At 53.4% G+C, this 16,725-nt stretch carries 12 protein-coding genes; 6 read left to right on the forward strand and 6 right to left on the reverse strand.

Annotated elements, in window-relative coordinates; genetic code table 11:
- Window positions 1-51 precede the first annotated feature (51 nt).
- From ACHZBS_RS17310 to ACHZBS_RS17330, 5 genes are all read right to left on the reverse strand, one after another.
- Window positions 52-1,800 (reverse strand): transposase, encoded by a 1,749-nt coding sequence (locus ACHZBS_RS17310; RefSeq protein WP_319404994.1) that lies wholly within the window; start codon window positions 1,798-1,800, stop codon window positions 52-54.
- A gap of 239 nt (window positions 1,801-2,039) precedes the next feature.
- Entirely contained in the window at window positions 2,040-3,683 is a 1,644-nt protein-coding gene (locus ACHZBS_RS17315) for a hydrogenase iron-sulfur subunit (protein ID WP_319407771.1), read from the reverse strand.
- Window positions 3,683-4,978: an FAD-dependent oxidoreductase gene (locus ACHZBS_RS17320; RefSeq protein WP_324292409.1), complete on the reverse strand. Its 1,296-nt coding sequence runs from the start codon at window positions 4,976-4,978 to the stop codon at window positions 3,683-3,685. Before ACHZBS_RS17320 ends, ACHZBS_RS17315 begins: the two co-directional genes overlap by 1 nt.
- Window positions 4,915-5,838: a methylenetetrahydrofolate reductase gene (locus ACHZBS_RS17325; RefSeq protein ID WP_319407773.1), complete on the reverse strand. Its 924-nt coding sequence runs from the start codon at window positions 5,836-5,838 to the stop codon at window positions 4,915-4,917. The genes ACHZBS_RS17320 and ACHZBS_RS17325 overlap by 64 nt, the downstream gene beginning before the upstream one ends.
- 56 nt (window positions 5,839-5,894) lie before the next feature.
- Complete coding sequence (locus tag ACHZBS_RS17330) at window positions 5,895-6,578, reverse strand: methylenetetrahydrofolate reductase C-terminal domain-containing protein (protein ID WP_319407774.1); 684 nt, start codon at window positions 6,576-6,578, stop codon at window positions 5,895-5,897.
- A gap of 458 nt (window positions 6,579-7,036) precedes the next feature.
- Between ACHZBS_RS17330 and ACHZBS_RS17335 the strand changes: the two genes are divergently transcribed.
- Together ACHZBS_RS17335 and ACHZBS_RS17340 are read left to right on the forward strand one after the other, a co-directional pair.
- Complete coding sequence (locus ACHZBS_RS17335; protein WP_319407775.1) at window positions 7,037-7,630, forward strand: TetR/AcrR family transcriptional regulator; 594 nt, start codon at window positions 7,037-7,039, stop codon at window positions 7,628-7,630.
- A 73-nt stretch (window positions 7,631-7,703) separates the two neighbouring features.
- Window positions 7,704-9,521, forward strand: coding sequence for an acyl-CoA dehydrogenase (locus tag ACHZBS_RS17340; RefSeq protein ID WP_319407776.1), 1,818 nt, complete (start codon window positions 7,704-7,706; stop codon window positions 9,519-9,521).
- 108 nt (window positions 9,522-9,629) lie between these two features.
- Here the strand turns inward: ACHZBS_RS17340 and ACHZBS_RS17345 are convergent, their stop codons facing one another.
- Window positions 9,630-11,318 (reverse strand): long-chain fatty acid--CoA ligase, encoded by a 1,689-nt coding sequence (locus ACHZBS_RS17345; protein ID WP_319407777.1) that lies wholly within the window; start codon window positions 11,316-11,318, stop codon window positions 9,630-9,632.
- Between the two features lie 355 nt (window positions 11,319-11,673).
- Here ACHZBS_RS17345 and ACHZBS_RS17350 point away from each other — a divergent pair, with 355 nt between their 5' ends.
- The 4 genes from ACHZBS_RS17350 to ACHZBS_RS17365 all read left to right on the forward strand — a co-directional run bounded on the left by ACHZBS_RS17350 (window position 11,674) and on the right by ACHZBS_RS17365 (window position 16,681).
- Complete coding sequence (locus ACHZBS_RS17350) at window positions 11,674-13,740, forward strand: (Fe-S)-binding protein (protein WP_319407778.1); 2,067 nt, start codon at window positions 11,674-11,676, stop codon at window positions 13,738-13,740.
- Between the two features lie 27 nt (window positions 13,741-13,767).
- Window positions 13,768-14,559 carry an electron transfer flavoprotein subunit beta/FixA family protein gene (locus ACHZBS_RS17355; RefSeq protein ID WP_319407779.1) on the forward strand — a complete coding sequence of 264 codons (792 nt, stop codon included), beginning with the start codon at window positions 13,768-13,770 and terminating at the stop codon, window positions 14,557-14,559.
- On the forward strand, window positions 14,559-15,527 hold the full coding sequence (locus ACHZBS_RS17360; RefSeq protein ID WP_319407780.1) for an electron transfer flavoprotein subunit alpha/FixB family protein: 969 nt from the start codon (window positions 14,559-14,561) through the stop codon (window positions 15,525-15,527). Before ACHZBS_RS17355 ends, ACHZBS_RS17360 begins: the two co-directional genes overlap by 1 nt.
- 266 nt (window positions 15,528-15,793) lie before the next feature.
- Window positions 15,794-16,681 (forward strand): DegV family protein, encoded by an 888-nt coding sequence (locus ACHZBS_RS17365; RefSeq protein WP_319407781.1) that lies wholly within the window; start codon window positions 15,794-15,796, stop codon window positions 16,679-16,681.
- Window positions 16,682-16,725 lie beyond the last annotated feature (44 nt).

The following is a 16,725-nucleotide window of genomic DNA, read 5'->3' on the forward strand; positions in this document are numbered from 1 at the left end:
TCAACCGCTTCCGCATGGGATCCGTCTATTGTTTGATGGACCCGTAAAAACTCACGCCGCCATATTTCGATAACTATCGGCGGCCTGAGTCGGATTGAGAAAAACAGATCCAAGATCTTCTATAAATCGTTGGATTCGCTCTTTGACAGCATGGATAAAGGTATCCACATGGCCAATATAGGCACCATTGGCCGCCCAGGCCTTTCTTCTGGCCTTGCGGGCGGCTCCTGCGCGAAGGATGTTTAAGCCGGTGGCCTTCATTCTGGCGTAAAACCGCACGGCCGGCATCCCCCGGACCCTGAGTTTCTTTACTCCGGTTCGTCGATCGAACTCACTCATGGTTGCTTCCACGCCGGCCCGCCAGCGATAGTCATCAATGAACGCTGCACTGGCTTCCAGCGCTCGCCGTTTTGCCAGACGGTAGCGCTTTTCGCTGTAGCGAAGATACGCCTTCTTCTTGCCGGGCTTTACCGGACATTGGGGCAACATGGGGCAGGCCAGACAGCGTTGCAGGTCAAAACCGGCGCCGAAGTTGGATCGTTTCGTTTTTGGTGACGTATTCTCTGGACGATATCCGGCAGGGCATTGGGTAACCAGGCCTTTTTTGTTGAAACGAAATTGGCTCAACAGATCTTCTTTACTGCGGCCCTTATGCGTCGGGGCAACCAGTTCAACCGTTGCTACTTGGGCAATCCGATCATTGGTGTCACTGCCGTAAAGCGTGTCGGCCAGCAATTTCTTGGGGCCAACACCCCGCACCCGGGTGTCAGCGATGGCTGGGGCCAACGCGTGGGCGTCGTGCTCACAGGCCGTTTGTACATTCACGTGGGTGATCAGATTCAACCGCTGCTGCTTCTCGGCGTTGTCTTCACCGCGGTCAAAAGTCTCCATGACCTGAACCTGATATCCCTGCCCCTTGTGTCCACTGTAGGTAGCATCCGGGTCCGAGGGGTTCTGTAACGAATCAGCCGGTATATCGGCGGGCTTTTTGACGGTCACCTTGCTGCCGTCAGTATCGCTGCTCAGGCTACACTGCTCGGCCAGCACCCGTTGCATCAGTTTGTAGCTGTGCATGGAACAAACCTGTGGCTGATCCTTGAACTGCTCGATGAGATCGAACAAGTCGGTGCTGACGGTTTTCAGTGTCTTCTCGGATCCTGATGGCTTGATCATGGAAAAGGCGGCCAGGGCTTTTTTCCCCCAATAGCGCGCGATGACCTTCTCATCGATGGCATCGAAAAGCATCCGATGATGGCGTTTGAGGTTGACCAGAAATTTAAAGATCGTCTGGCTGAAAATACTGATCCGTCCGAGCCTGCGCATATTGGATTTGATGTGCACCGAATCGATGCGCTGGTCTTTGGTATCGACACCGAACACCACGGCCAGTTTGTCGGCGATGGCATCAAACATGGTCTCGTCAAGATGATTATCGATCATCACCTGGCGCATTGAGTAAAGGGTCTTTTCACTGATGGTTTTGGCATCATCGCTCTCTTCCGGGATGTTAAGGGCGTAATGCCACTGGATATTGAATGCAAGCTGTTCGATGGCGGCCTTGTCGGTCAGATCCATGGTCTGCTGGAGAAGAAGCACACCCAGCACGGTGTATAGTTCCTTGCTGGGTCTTCCGATGCCATCCGTAAAATGCGGCAGCATCTGATCGACGGGAAGTTCCTCCAGCAGATGTTCCCGAAAAAGACCTGGCCAGTCCTCCTCAAGCATTTTACGCCGTTTTGGACTTAAATGACGCCACGGATCGAACAGTTGTCGTTGTTTGTGGTTCTTAATACGAATCATGTCTTCTCCATGTTAACGTGCTGTAAATATGATACATTTCATATCATATCAGGTTGGAGAAGGCAATGTCTGTTTTTGTATTTTAACAATATTTTCAGTTGGATAGGTTGATAAGAGTTTTTACCGGTCCATCATTGTTTGCGTTGCTTGATGACCCGGTGGGGGCAACGGTTCGTTGCCAAAAAAGAGCGCGCGTCGTTGCAGGTAGCAGCGGCGCGCGCTTAAGTGGATTCAGTATGTTATTTTGCTTTAAGACGTTCTTCCATTTCCATGACAATGGATGAAAAATCGGCACCCATGTTGGCCGCCGTGGTGGCAAAACAGATGCGCTCTTTTTCCACGCCGATGGCCTCAAGCATATTCTGAGCATTGGCAGCCCGCCAGCTGGCGTACAAACTGCCTTTTTCCGATTTGCAGTTGCCGTTGTGGCAGGCCATAACCACCACGCCGTCTGCACCCTCGGCCAGGGCATGCATGACATAATCGATATCTACCTTGCCGGCGCAAGGAACGGCTACGGTTTTAAGCCCCTTGGGCAGCGGCATGCCGAAGGATTCAGCCATCCGGGCGGCTTCCAGGCCGCTGTTCTGGCAGCAGAAGGCCACGATGGTGGGGGCATCATCGGTTTTTGCGGTTGCCGATTGGGTCACCTGGTCGATCATGGCGGCATCGTTAAAATCGCCGATCTGAATGGCGTCCATGGGGCATTCAGAGGCGCAGATGCCGCAACCCTGGCAGGCCACTTTGGAGATCACCGGTTTGTTGTCGGAAGTCCAGTAGATGGCACCGTGGGGACAGCAGCGGAAGCAGGTCAGGCAGAATGTACATTTACCGCTGTCCAGCACGGCCTTGGCGGCCGGGACACTGATGGTGCCGTTTCCCAGCAGGCTGCGTACCCGGAGGGCGGCATTTTCCGCATCCATCAGGGCGCCGTAACGTTTTTTTGCCCGGCGGCTGCCGCCGACCACGAAAATGCCTTCACGATTGGTGGAAACGGGGTAGCGGTGGACGTTGTCGGTCTGCAGGAAACCCATGGATCCCACGTCGATGCGAAGCATTTCAGCCAGGGCCGCATTGACCTGGTCGGCACCGATGGCCTCTTCGACGACGATGATATCCGGGGTCAGTTCCACCTGGCGTTGCAGAACCGGATCTTCGTAGGTGATGGACAAGGCACTGCCTTCTTGCTTTACACTGGGCATGGCGGTGAGTTTGACGTACATGGCACCCTTGTCCCGGCACTCCAAGTAGAGTCTCTCCAGTCCGTCCTCGGCTACCTTGAGATCACCGGCCAAGACATACGCGCTGCTGCCGTCCACGTTTTCGATGGCCAGAACACTTTTCAGGACCCGCTCCAGAACCAGCGGATTGCCATCCTGGGCCAGCCCCATGAGAAAGGCGACCGATTTGCCGGCAAAGGCAGCCGGATTTTCCTTCAGCGCCGCTTCTAACTGGCTTTGGCTGACTGCCGTGTCTGAAAGGGACAGGCCATAAGAATCGTTAAGCGGGCAGGAAACCAGTTCCGATGCCACCACGATGGCACCCACTGATTTCTCGACGATGTCATCATTGCCCGACAGCCAGACCCGAAAGTCACCAGGAACACCGGCAGCCCCATCGATGCGGGTGTCGGTCATGACCTCGATCATTTCCGATCCGTTGACGGCTTTCAACAAGGCCTTCAGTTCACCCGCTTCATTGCCATCGAGATCGGCGACAGAAGCACCAGGTGTCCCACCCAGGCCGGCACCCTGATCAATCAGCACCACCTTATAGCCATTGGCGGCGATTTCAGAGGCGGCCTTCACGCCGGTCATCCCTGCACCCACCACCAAAACATCGGTGGCCATCGTAATGGTTTCCATTTGTGTTTGTTGTGTCATTAGGCCCTCCCCAGATATTTCATCACTTCGCCGGCAGATTGCCCTGCATGGACGATGGATTCGGCAATGGTTTTTGGTCCCGATGCAGTGCCGGCGACAAAGATGCCTTCTTGGCCGGTGGCTGACCGGTTCAACTTGTCGGCGCAGGCAAAAAAACCATCACTGTTCAATGGCGCGCCAACCGCTTCGGCAAGCGTCGGATTGTCCGCAGCCGGCATGATGCCCACGGAGAGCACCACCAGGTCGAACTCTTCTTCCATCGCTTCACTGCTGCCTTCGGTGGCCATGAAACGCGTGCGGATGCGGTCATCCTCGGTTTTGTACATATCCACGGGGATGTTGCGCACAAATTTCATTTCGTCTTTGCACTGCTGATAAAAAACGGGGAAGTCGTTGCCCGTATTCTGGATATCCATGTAGAAAATGGTGACATCCAGCTCGGGGTCCTTGTGCTTCATGGCTTGGGCTGTCCTGAGAGCATAGGGGCAGCATACCTGGCTGCACCACAGATTGCCCAGGCGCTCGTCGCGACTGCCCACACACTGGATAAAGGCGACCTTTTTGGGCGGCTTGCCGTCGGATGGGCGCAGGACCTTACCATTGGCGCGTTTGCCCGTCTCGATGTCCAGACCGCTGATGACGTTTTCCAACTCACCGTAGCGATAGGTGGATTTGATGCGCGGATCAAAAGGGGTAAAGCCAGTGGCCACGACAATGGCATCCACTTCCAGGGCATCCGCCTTGCCGGTGGTTGCCGGATCCAAGCTGCCGTCAGCCCGGTAAAATTTAGCGTTATTCAGTGAATAGCCCTTGACGGCGGCGCAGCCGGTTGGATCGGCCGTGTAGCCGGCCCCACAGGCCTTGGCGTCTTTGGTGGTGCCTGTCTTTTTCAGGCTGACTTTGAAATTGCCGTTTTTATTAATACTGGTCACTTCAGTGGCCAGATGGACGGATATGGCCGGTTCGTTGACCACGTTTTTAAGCATGCTTTCCACGGCGCAGGCGCCGCACTGTTTGCATTCATCGGTGGCTTTACAGGAATATCGGATGGCGTGTCCGCCGAGGTAGTCGGCCTTTTCCACCAGCGCAACCTGTGCACCGAGGCCGGCAAGCTCCCAGGCTGCCGTCAGACCGGCGATCCCTCCCCCAATGACCATTATTCTTTTCGATTCAGTTCTCACTTGAAAACTCCTTTGGTGATCGTTGGTTGACAATGGATGGGCGGCACGGATCAGACCGTTGGCCTGGGCAGGACTTTCGCCCGCTCGGCAATTTCCGGCACCTTGTGCTCCCATTCGATGGCCATGAGATGAACGCCGGCAACGCCTTTCATCTCCTTGAACTCGTCGATCTGTTCGCAGGCGATCTTGATGCCCTCGTCGGCCACCTTTTTCTTGTCCACACCCTGAAGCCGTTTGATGATCGCGTTGGGGACATCCATACCGGGGACCTTGAGCTGCATGTAGCGCGCCATACCGACGCTCTTCATGGGCGTGACACCGGCCAGGATGTAGACTTTTTCGTCGAGCCCCATGTCCACGGCTTCTTTGACCCACTGGCGCATTCGCTCCATGTTATAGATGCACTGGGTCTGGATGAAATCTACACCGGCCTTGACTTTTTTAGCTAAACGATGAACGCGCCATTCATGGGGTTCGGCAAAGGGGTTAGCCGCCCCGCCAATGAAAATTTTGGGCGGTTCGTCGATGTCTGCACCGCCCATGAACTTCCCTTCGTCGCGCATTTTTTTCACCGCGCCGATGAGTTGGGTGGAGTCAATGTCAAACACCCCTTTGGCCTGGGGGTGGTCACCGAACTGCTGGTGGTCGCCGGACAGGCAGAGCAGGTTGCGAATGCCCAGGGCCGATGCGCCGAGAATGTCGGCCTGCATGGCCAGACGATTGCGGTCCCGGCAGACCATCTGGTAATTGGGTTCCAGACCCTCCTCAATGGCAATCAACGAAGCGGCCCAACTGGACATCCTCACCATGGCAGTCTGGTTATCGGTAATATTGACGGCATCGACCATGCCGACCAGGTGTTTGGCCTTTTCCCTCACCGCCGCCACGTTGGATCCACGGGGCGGTCCCAACTCTCCGGTGAAGGCAAAATGACCGGCACGCAGTATTTTTTCTAGATTGCTTCCTGATTTCATATTGGAATCCCTCTATTGGCTTGTTCCGTTTTCGTGGTTGTTTGCCGGCAATTCGGTTACTTTAAACCCAATGCGGCAAGGCGTTCCTTGTAGCCTGGCTGAACGATGGTTCTTGGCGTCTGATTCCGCCAGTCGTTGGGCGGGCAGATATCGAGGATGTTTTGCAGCCGGTTTTGTTTGGCCAGCCGTTCATGAATGCGGTGCCAGGCGCAGGGTTGATCGCTATTGATTTCACAGCTGCCCTTGTTGGTGCCGCCGCAGGGGCCGTTGAACAATCCCTTGGCGCACATGGTGACCGGGCAGATGCCGGCAGTCATACCCAACACACATGACCCGCAGGCTCGGCATTTTTCTTCATACCAGCCCACTTCACGGTTGACCCCGATAAAGCTGGTGTCGACACCGGGGAACACGGGGATTTCAGGGAATCGTTCGGCAATAAATTGAATGCCTGCTCCGCAGGCCATGGAGATGATGGCGTCGTATTCATCCACGATGCCGTCCAACTCTTCCAGAAACTCCATGTCACACTGCCGCTCCACGGTAATACCACCGGTTTCGATGGGGTTGCCATCCATGCGGCGGGCGATTTTCAGTTCGGAGTTAAGCACGCCGACCTCCTTTTCGCCGCCTGCCAGGCATACTGCCACGCAGGTGCCGCATCCCACGGTGAGGACTTTTTTGAAGTCCTTGACCATGGCCCTGACCTCTTCAAAGGGCTTTCGTTCCGCAACAATCATTTGACATTCCTCCTGTTTACCTTGGCATGGGGTCGCTGCCATGAAAGGTGATACACCGCACGCATGCTTTAAGGGGTGGCGTGCAATGGTTGATGTGAGCTAAAGAGCGAAATTAACCTGAGCGGATCAATTATGTCAATATGGAAAGGATGCATTCTTGCATCCGGGGGTCAAAATCCCTTTATTGCCTGTCCGCAGCAAAGTCAAAATGAAATGAATGTTCACTCATTCATTTATATGACCGAATCAAACAAACGTGTTATCGTCGGCATACCTCAGACAAAAGACATTAAATTATCCGAATTTAGGGACAGATAGGGTTTAACCTGTAGTTGCTGGTTTTTCGGCCTTTTTGATGTTAAAGCTTGACAGGGCGATTTTGGCTTTGATAAATGAATGAATATTCATTCATAAACAGCCGTTGCCAGGAGGTCGCCATCAGCACTAAAAAGAAAAATATGGATAAATACCAACGTATCCTGGAGGCGGCTATTTCCGTATTTGCCGATCAGGGGTTCTTTCAGTCGACGATTGCCCAGATTGCTAAAGAGGCTGGGGTGGCGGATGGAACCATCTATCTCTATTTCAAGAATAAGGACGACATCCTGGTTCAGTTCTACCAGTACAAGACCCGTCAGATTTTCGAGCGGTTTCGGGATGCGGTAAGCCAGTCGACAACCGCCGAAGAAAAGCTGCGGTGTTTAATTCGCGTCCATCTCCAAGAGTTTCAGAAAGACCGCAACATGGCCATCGTTTATCAGGCGGAAACCCACCAGAACCGGCGGCTCGGGAACGAACAGATCAAAGAGATGTCCAAGATGTACCGGGATATAATATCCGAGGTGGTCGAACTGGGCCAGGATGAGGGAACCATTCGCAAGGACCTATATATGGGCCTGGTAAAGCGATTTATTAACGGTGCTGTGGATGAGGTGATCAACTCCTGGGTTCATTCAGGGGGGCAATACGATTTGGTCACCATGGCCGATCCATTGGTTGACCTTTTCATTCAGGGCATCGGCGGTACCCGTGACGCAGAATTAACGGCTTGAATACATAACCGGATATCGCCGTGCGCACTCGCTTCGACGGCGGATCCACCAGTCAATAAGGAGAGGATAAACCATGGCACAGGTAATCGCTGACAGAAGAGATGTTGATTTCGTGCTTCATGAACAGCTGAACGTAGGTGCGTTGAGTGAGCATGAAAAGTACGCAGAATTCAACAAGAAAACCGTAGATTTGATTATCAGTGAGGCCCGTAACCTTGCGATAAAGGAAATTCTTCCCACTTTCAAGGAGGGTGACGAGCAGGGATGTCGCCTCGAGAACGGCCAGGTATTCGTTCCGGAAAGTTTCAAGCGCGCCTACGACCTGTTCGTCGAAGGCGAATGGCTGGCCATGCCCGAGGATCCCGAATACGGTGGGCAGGGGATGCCCAGGACTATTTCTTTGGCTGCCGCCGACTATTTCAACGGCGCCAATTATGCCTTCATGATGTATCCGGGGTTGACTCACGGGGCGGCCCTGTTGGTGGAAGCGTTCGGCACGGAACGTCAGAAGAAACTGTTTCTAAAGAATATGTTTACCGGAAAATGGACCGGTACCATGTTGCTCACCGAACCTGAAGCCGGATCGGATGTGGGCAACCTGACCACCAGCGCCGTGAAAAACGAAGACGGGACTTATAGCATTACCGGAAACAAGATATTCATCTCGGCCGGCGAGCATGACTTGGTGGAAAATATCGTTCATCCGGTATTGGCACGAATCGAAGGAGCTCCAGCAGGCACCAAGGGTATCTCTCTTTTTCTGGTTCCCAAGTACCGGGTCAATGATGACGGCAGCCTGGGTGAATTCAACGACGTGATCTGCACCGGCATCGAGCATAAGATGGGCATTAACGGAAACGCCACTTGCTCGTTGACCTTAGGCGGCAAAGGCCAGTGCGTGGGTGAATTGCTGGGTGAGGCGAACAAGGGCATGCGGGCCATGTTCCTGATGATGAACGAAGCACGTCTGCTGGTGGGAATGCAGGGATTCTGCTGCGCCAGCGCTTCTTTCATGAATGCGGTCAATTATGCCAGAGAGCGGGTACAGGGCAAGAATCTTCTGCAAATGATGGATCCTAACGCACCGTCTGTCCCCATCATCCAGCATCCGGACGTGCGCCGAATGCTCATCTCTATGAAGTCGTATGTTGAGGGTATGCGCAGCCTGCTGTATTACGCCGGGTACCTGTCCGATCAGGTGGCTGTTAGCGATGACGAGGCGGAAAAAGCCAGGCTGCAGGGAATGCTGGATCTGCTCATCCCCATCTGCAAGGGGTACGTTACCGACAAAGCCTTTGAGGTCTGCAGCACGGGTGTGCAGGTTTACGGCGGATATGGTTTCATCAAAGAGTACCCCCAGGAGCAGCTTTTGCGGGACTGCCGCATCACCCTGATCTATGAAGGCACCAACGGCATTCAGGCCATGGACTTGCTGGGCCGAAAGTTGGGCATGAACAAGGGTAAACCGATTATGGACCTGATGGTTGAGATCCAAAAGACCATCGCTCAAGCCAAGGCCATCGACAATCTGAAGGATTATGCGGTAAGAGTGGAAAAGGCCTTGAACCGATTGGGCGAAATAGCCATGCACCTGGGCGCCACCGCCATGTCTCCCAAGGTAATGAGTGCCTTTGCTTTCGCCCATCCGTTCATGGAGGCCTCCGGTGATGTGGTGATGGCCTGGATGCTTCTATGGCGAGGGGTTGTCGCTGCCACCCAACTGGAAAAAGGGGCCAAGAAAAAAGATCAGGCTTACTATGAAGGGCAGGTGAAAAGCGTGCAGTATTTCACGCAGGCGGTACTTCCCATCACCATGGGCAAAATGGACGCCATCATGAACACCAGCGAGGCGGCCGTAGAAATCGCCGAAGATGCCTTTGGCGGCAAATAAGCCTGTAACTAAAAGAAATATAATTGAAAAAAAAGGGGGGTGCATTGAAATGCACCCCCCTTTTTTGGGTTCGATGACCGCAGCGTTCAAACCGACACGGCCCACCGTCTATTGCTTTTTTTGTTGCTCCATGGCTCTGAGATCTTTTTTGAGAACCTTGCCAACATTGGTTTTGGGCAGTTCTTTGCGAAATTCGATTTCCGTGGGCCATTTGTATTTGGCTAACTTGTCTTCGCAGTATTTCAGCAGTTCTTCGGTGGTGGCTGTCTGACCTTCCTTCAAGACGACGAACACCTTGACCGCTTCGCCGCGTTTGGGATGAGGAATGCCGATGACCGTGGCTTCCATCACCTTGGGATGTTCGAAGAAAACCTCTTCGATATCCCGGGGATAAACGTTGAAACCGCCAGAGATGATCATATCTTTCTTGCGATCAACGATGTAGAAATAGCCGTCTTCATCCATTTTGGCAATATCGCCGGTGTGCAGCCATCCGTCGGTAAGGGTCTCGGCGGTGGCGTCGGGCCGGTTCCAGTAGCCCTTCATGACCTGGGGGCCCCTGACCAGAAGCTCGCCGATTTCGCCGACGGGAACGTCGGTGATGCCGTCGTTGAGATCCACAATTCGGCTTTCGGTGTCAGAAATGGGAATACCCACGCTGCCTATTTTGCGATTGCCCTTAAATGGATTAATGTGGGTTACCGGGCAAGATTCGGTCATCCCAAAACCCTCGACGATAACCGCACCGGTTTTCTTTTCGAATTCGCTGATCACCTCCACCGGCAACGGGGCACTGCCGGAAAAACAACCTTTGATGGAAGTGAGGTCCGTTTTTGCGATATCAGGGTGTTCGAGCATGCCGATGTACATCGTCGGTACCAGTGGCGCAAAGGTGGGCTTGAATTTGCCGATGGCCTCCAACAGTTGGGGGGGTTGGGGTTTGGGTACCAGGATGTTTCCCCATCCCTTAAAAATGGCAAGGTTCATGGCGGTGGAGAGGCCGAAGACGTGGAAAAAAGGAAGGGCGCCGAGCATGATCTCATCGCTGCCGAAGGCGGGGAACCAGGCCGATACGTGCTGGGTTTGTTTGCTCAAGTTGCCATGAGTGAGCATGACGCCCTTGGAAACGCCTGTGGTGCCTCCGGTATACTGGTACATGGCCACGTCCTCAAAATCCAGCGCCACCTGCGGCGGGGTGGGCGCGTACTTCGTGATAAGGGTTTTCCATTTGTACAAATTATCCGCCGGTTTGACATCGGCGGCCAATCCTTTTTTTTTGCCCACCAGCGGGAAAAGCAGGCTTTTGGGAAAAGGAAGATAGTCGCCGATACTGGTGTAAACAATTTGTTTAATTTTAGTTTTTGGCCGAAGATCGATCATCCGGTTGCCGAGCAGATCCAATGTGATCAGCACTTTGGATCCGGAATCGTTGAACTGATGTTCCAACTCACGATCGGAATACAAGGGGTTGTTCATGACGGTGATGGCACCGATGCGCAGGGTGGCATAGTAAGCCACCACACAGGGGATCATATTGGGCAGCAGGATGGCCACACCGTCCCCTTTCCTCACCCCGAAATCGGTCAGGCACGTGGCAAATCGATCCACCATATCATTCAGTTTGGCAAAGCTGACCCGATATCCTTGAAACGTCAGGGCCATTTTTTCCGGGAATTTATTGGCCGACCGCTTCAGGCAATCCGGCAGGCAGATGTTTTCATATGGGACATGTTCAGGAACGCCTTCCTCATAGTGCTTCAACCACGGTTTTGCCAGATAGGGACTGTCTGTACTCACATGAACCTCCTTTTTCCTTGTTTTTCAGTGGTGTTCATAATAAATGAGGCCTTCATGCCTGTCGGGTGGGGATTATACTGTTGACTCGTATATTAGTATCTATTCAAAGAATCCGCTTTTGTCAAGAAATCCTGATGGTTAATTGTCAATTTGCCAACAGCTGCCTGGATATGTGAAAACCGCGAAAAGGTATTCGCTGAAAGACCACCCCAACTGCTATCAGGGAAGGATTTATGGGCATAGCAACCAAAATTTTTTCTTGACAGGATTGGAATCAATGGGTAAAAACTGAATGAATACTCATTCATTTTTTATTTATCTTAATACGAAACCGAAGGGAGAACAAGGGTAAAATATGGAAAACGCGTTGATCGCTCCGGCCAAGTATTTTTTTCTTTTTATTCCCACGGTGGTTTTTTCGATCTTGATTCCTATAGCGGGAATAGCGGTATTTACTTATATCATGGCCATTCGTATGGCGCCATTGGTGAAAGCGGCACCGGATAGCCGATTGGACCGCATTCCCCAACGTATCCTCAATGTGCTGAAAATCTGGCTGGCCCAATATCGCCAGCCTCGGTACCTGATGGCTGGCGTCGTGCATATCATGATTTTCGCCGGGTTTCTCATTCTCAGTATCCGATCCAGTTCCCTGGTGGTCATGGGCATCTCAGATAGCTTCGTCATGCCGGGATTCGGCGGACTGCTGGGCGACATTTACAGTATACTGAAAGATTACGCCGCCACCGTTGTCTTGGTCGCCTGTGCCATTGCCGCTTACCGCCGGGCCGTGGTCAAGCCGGCGCGGTATGCCGTGCCCGCCAAATACGGCAAGGATCATACGGCCGAAGCGCTTTTCGTGCTGGGTCTGATCTCGACGCTGATGATCTCCGAAAGCCTGTTTGAGGCCAGTTCAGTGGCCGCCAATGTTCAGCGGGGATTCCACGCCGAATTTCTCGCTCCGATCAGCCTCGCCTGGCTGTTCAAGTCCGCCCTGCTGTCGACATCGGTGGAGACGCTGCAGATCATTCATATCGTCGCCTATTACATTCACGATCTGACTTTTTTCTTTTTCCTTTGCTTTCTGCCCTTGGGTAAACACTTCCACGTCATCACTTCACTGTTCAACGTTTTCTTCATGCGCATTGACCGGGGCAACATCAAGCCGGTAAGATACGGCATCAAGTCTGAAGATCTGGATGACCTCGAATCTTTCGGTGTCAAGCGCCTGGAGGACTTTACCTGGAAGCACATCCTGGACTTTTATTCGTGCGCCGACTGTGGCCGCTGCTCGGACAACTGCCCGGCCAATGCCGTGGGCCGGCCCCTGTCGCCACGCTTTATCTCCATCAAGGGGCGCGACCTGGCCTTCAAGAATTACCCCATCTATCCATACGGCAGTTCCTTTAAGAAAAGCGAAAACCTGATCGGCACCACCTACGAAGAGGATGAAATCTGGTCCTGCACCACCTGCGGTGCCTGCGAACAGGAGTGCCCGCTTGGCATCGAATACATCGATAAAATTGTCGATCTGCGCCGTGGGATGGTGGACGAGGGTATGGTGCCCCAGAGCCTTCAAAAGCCTCTCAGTGCTCTGGAGAAGCGCGGTAACCCCTGGGGCAAGATGGAAAAGAAACGCGCCGACTGGATCAAGGATTTGCCTGACGATGTGGTGGTCAAGGATCTGGCCAAGGAATCGGCCGATGCCCTCTACTTTGTTGATAGCATCACCTCATACGATGACCGTATGCAGTCGATCGGCAAGGCTACGGCGACGATTCTTTCCAGGGCAGGTTCGGATTTCGGCATCCTGGGCAAGGAGGAGAAAGACAGCGGCAACGAGATCCGACGATTCGGCGAAGAGATGTTGTTTCAGACCATGAAGGAGTCCAATACCGATGCCATCCTGAACAGCGGCGTGAAGCACATCATCACCGCCGATCCCCATGCCTACAATGCCCTGAAAAATGATTACCAGGGACTGCCGCCGATTGAACATATCAGTCAGTTCATCGCCCGCAATGTCAAATCGGGCAACATCCGGCTGACCGGGGCCAACGGCGACGGAAAGGTATATACCTATCACGATCCCTGCTACCTGGGCCGCCACAATGACGTATACGACGACCCGCGGTCGGCTCTGGATGCCATTACCGGATTGAAACGGGTGGAGATGGAGCGTTGCCGTGATCGCTCCTTCTGCTGCGGCGGCGGCGGTCTGATGCTTTTCTACGAACCCGAGGAAGAGCAGCGCATGGGGGTTCTGCGCGTGGAGATGGCCGCAAAAGCAGGTGCCAATGTTATCGTTACAGCCTGTCCCTTCTGCCTGGTCAACATGGAAGACGCCATCAAGGTGGCCGGCCTGGAAGGCAAAATGGAGGCCATCGATCTATCTGAATTAATTGCCCAACACATGCAATAAGCAAAATTATAATCAGGGAGGAAAAACATGGAAATTCTGGTTTGTGTAAAACGAGTTCCCGATACCGCTGAAAATGAGATCGAGGTGAACGGGTCCGGCAGCGATATCGAGCGTGACGACCTGGTGTACTCGGTCAACGAGTGGGACAACTATGCAGTCGAAGAGGCCATTCAGATCCGCGACAAGGTGGGCGGCAGTGTTACGGTGATCACTGTGGGCGACGACGAATCCGAAGAGGTGCTTCGCCGGGAAATGGCCATGGGCGCCGATAACGGTTTGCTGCTGTGTGACGATGCCTTCGACGGTGCTGACGGCAAAGGCATTGCCACCCTGCTTAAAGCCGCCGTTCAAAAGGGTAAATACGACCTGATCCTCAGCGGCGCCCAGGCTGATGACGGGGCGGCCCAGGTAGGCGGAATGCTGGCTGCCATGCTGGACTACCCCTATGCATCACTGGTAAACAAGATCGAGGTGATTGATGACGGCAAACTCAAAGTGGGCCGCGAAATAGAAGGCGGCAACCAGGAACTGAACGAGATCCAGCTGCCTTGTGTCCTGTCTATCCAGACCGGCATCAACGAGCCCCGCTACGTGGGTATTCGCGGCATCCGCAAGGTGGCTTCGGTGGAGATCCCCCAGCATGGCGCCGCCGGTCTGGGCGTTGATGCCGCCACTGTGGGCGCTGCCGGCGCCAAAGTCAAACGCGTGGATTACTTCGTGCCTGAGATGGGTGAGGGAGCTGAAATGCTCGAAGGCAGTACCGAAGAGATCATTGCGAAACTGATTGAACTCTTGAAGGCCAAAGGAGGATTGAAATAATGGCTGATATCTATGCATACATTACACACAAGGGTGGAGTGGCCGATGATTCGGCCCTGGAACTGGTCACTGCGGCAAAGAAGATAGACGCCGCTGCAGCCGTCACCGCCATCGTCACCGGTTCGGGCGCCGAGCTTGACGCCGTAGCCAATGCCGTGGCCGCCTCCTATGCCAAGGTCATCAAAGTCAATCATGATGCGCTGGCGTACCCCAACGCCGAGGTGATCCGCAAACTGCTGGTCAACATTCTGCCGGCCGATGCTATTGTTCTGGTTCCCAATGACACGTTCGGCATGGATTTGGGTCCCGGGCTGTCCATCAAACTGGATTCGACCTTTGTTGCCGATGTGGTGGATATCGAGGGTGTGGATGGTGGCCTGCTGAAGGTGATCCGCCAGGAGTACAGCGGTATGGTCAGCACCCATGTGACCGCTGATATTTCCGGCGGTGCGGTGATCAACCTGCGTCCCGGCGCCTTTGCCCCCGATGAAAGTAAATCAGCGGGAGGCAGTGTTGAAGATAAATCCGCGGATTGCGGCGACCTGACCGCCAAGCGGATCTTCCTGGAAGTGGTTGAAGCCGAAGTCGGCGACGTGGACATTACCAAATCTGACGTGCTGGTTTCCGTGGGCCGCGGTATCGAAGACGAAGAGAATATCGAAATTGCCCAGGAACTGGCCGATGCCATGGGAGCCGTGGTTTCCTGCTCCCGACCCATCGTGGATGCCAAGTGGCTGGAGAAATCCCGTCAGGTGGGCACATCCGGGCAGACGGTCAAGCCCAAGGTCTACATGGCCTGCGGCATCAGCGGCAGCTTCCAGCATTTGGGTGGCATCAAGGGGTCGCCATTTATTGTGGCCATCAACAAGAATGTCAAGGCTCCCATCTTCCAGGTTGCCGACGTGGGCATTGAGGCAGACATCCTTGAATTTCTGCCCGAACTGACCGAGGCCATCAAGGAATTATAGAAATACCATTACTGAAATACCTGGCGGGTTCCTGGTTTCTATGCCGGGAATCCGCTGTTTTTTTTGGACGTGATTGTGTTTCCAGGCGCCAACCTCCCGAAACGGGGCTGTCTTCCATACTGCTTAATACCCTTCTTTTTTTGAGCGATATCCGCATTGACAAACAAAAATCTTTCAAGTGTACACTGTTTACATGTGCTTGACATGTTCCGGAACAACAGATACAAATAATCCTAATTGACTTTATATAGAGGGGATACGGAGTGATGACGGAAAAAAAAACTGCTTTTATGGTGGATTCGGGATGTGAGCCAACGCAGGCATTCATGCAAAAGTACAATCTTGAATTTGTCGGCATCAATATTGTATTGGACGGTACTATCTATATCGATGGGGAGCAGTTGATTCAAGAGCAGTTCTACGCAAAAGTCGACGGCGTAAAGAATTTTGCCACCACGCCTCCCACCCAATCGGATATGATCAAGAAATACATGGACATCAAGGCTAAAGGGTACGAGCGCGTCATCGACATTCACATGTCATCCAAGCTTTCACAGGTGGTCGCAAATAGCAATGCCGCCAAGGGCTTCGTCCCCGGTCTGGAAGTTCATGTGTTTGACACGCAGTCTGTATCCGCCGGAGGGTATTTCGTTGCCGAAAAGATTATCGAAATGGTCACGGCAGGGCGGCCGGTAACCGAGGTCGAAGCGGCGCTGCCGGAAATTACGCGATCTGCGCAGGTGCTGATTTCCGCATCGACACTGAAATTCTTTGTCAAGAACGGCAGAATAGGCAAGGCCAAGGGGTTGGTCGGCAGCCTTTTGCGAATGAAGCCTGTTTTAATCATCGACGATGGATTGGTTGCCCCTTTTTCCACGGAGAAAGGGATGGAAAAGGCCATTGATCGAATGGCGGATGCTTCGTTGGAATTCCTCTCGTCACGCACCCACAACGTTAAAATTTACAAGGCCTTTGGATCCGATAACAATAAACCATATATGGATCTGGCCTTCGAACGTCTCTTGGCCAAACTCCCCATGATTCCAATCAAAGATTATCAGGTGATCAGTGGCAGAGGGTGGCCTACGGTAACCTGTCACAGTGGGCCTGAGGTGTTCGCCCTTTCGGTTTACGGTGAATGCGATCCCATTTGAACGAAAATACGCAGAAGGTGGCCGGATTCACCGGGGCCATTTTC

This window comes from uncultured Desulfosarcina sp., assembly GCF_963664155.2.
Taxonomy (GTDB): Bacteria; Desulfobacterota; Desulfobacteria; order Desulfobacterales; family Desulfosarcinaceae; genus Desulfosarcina.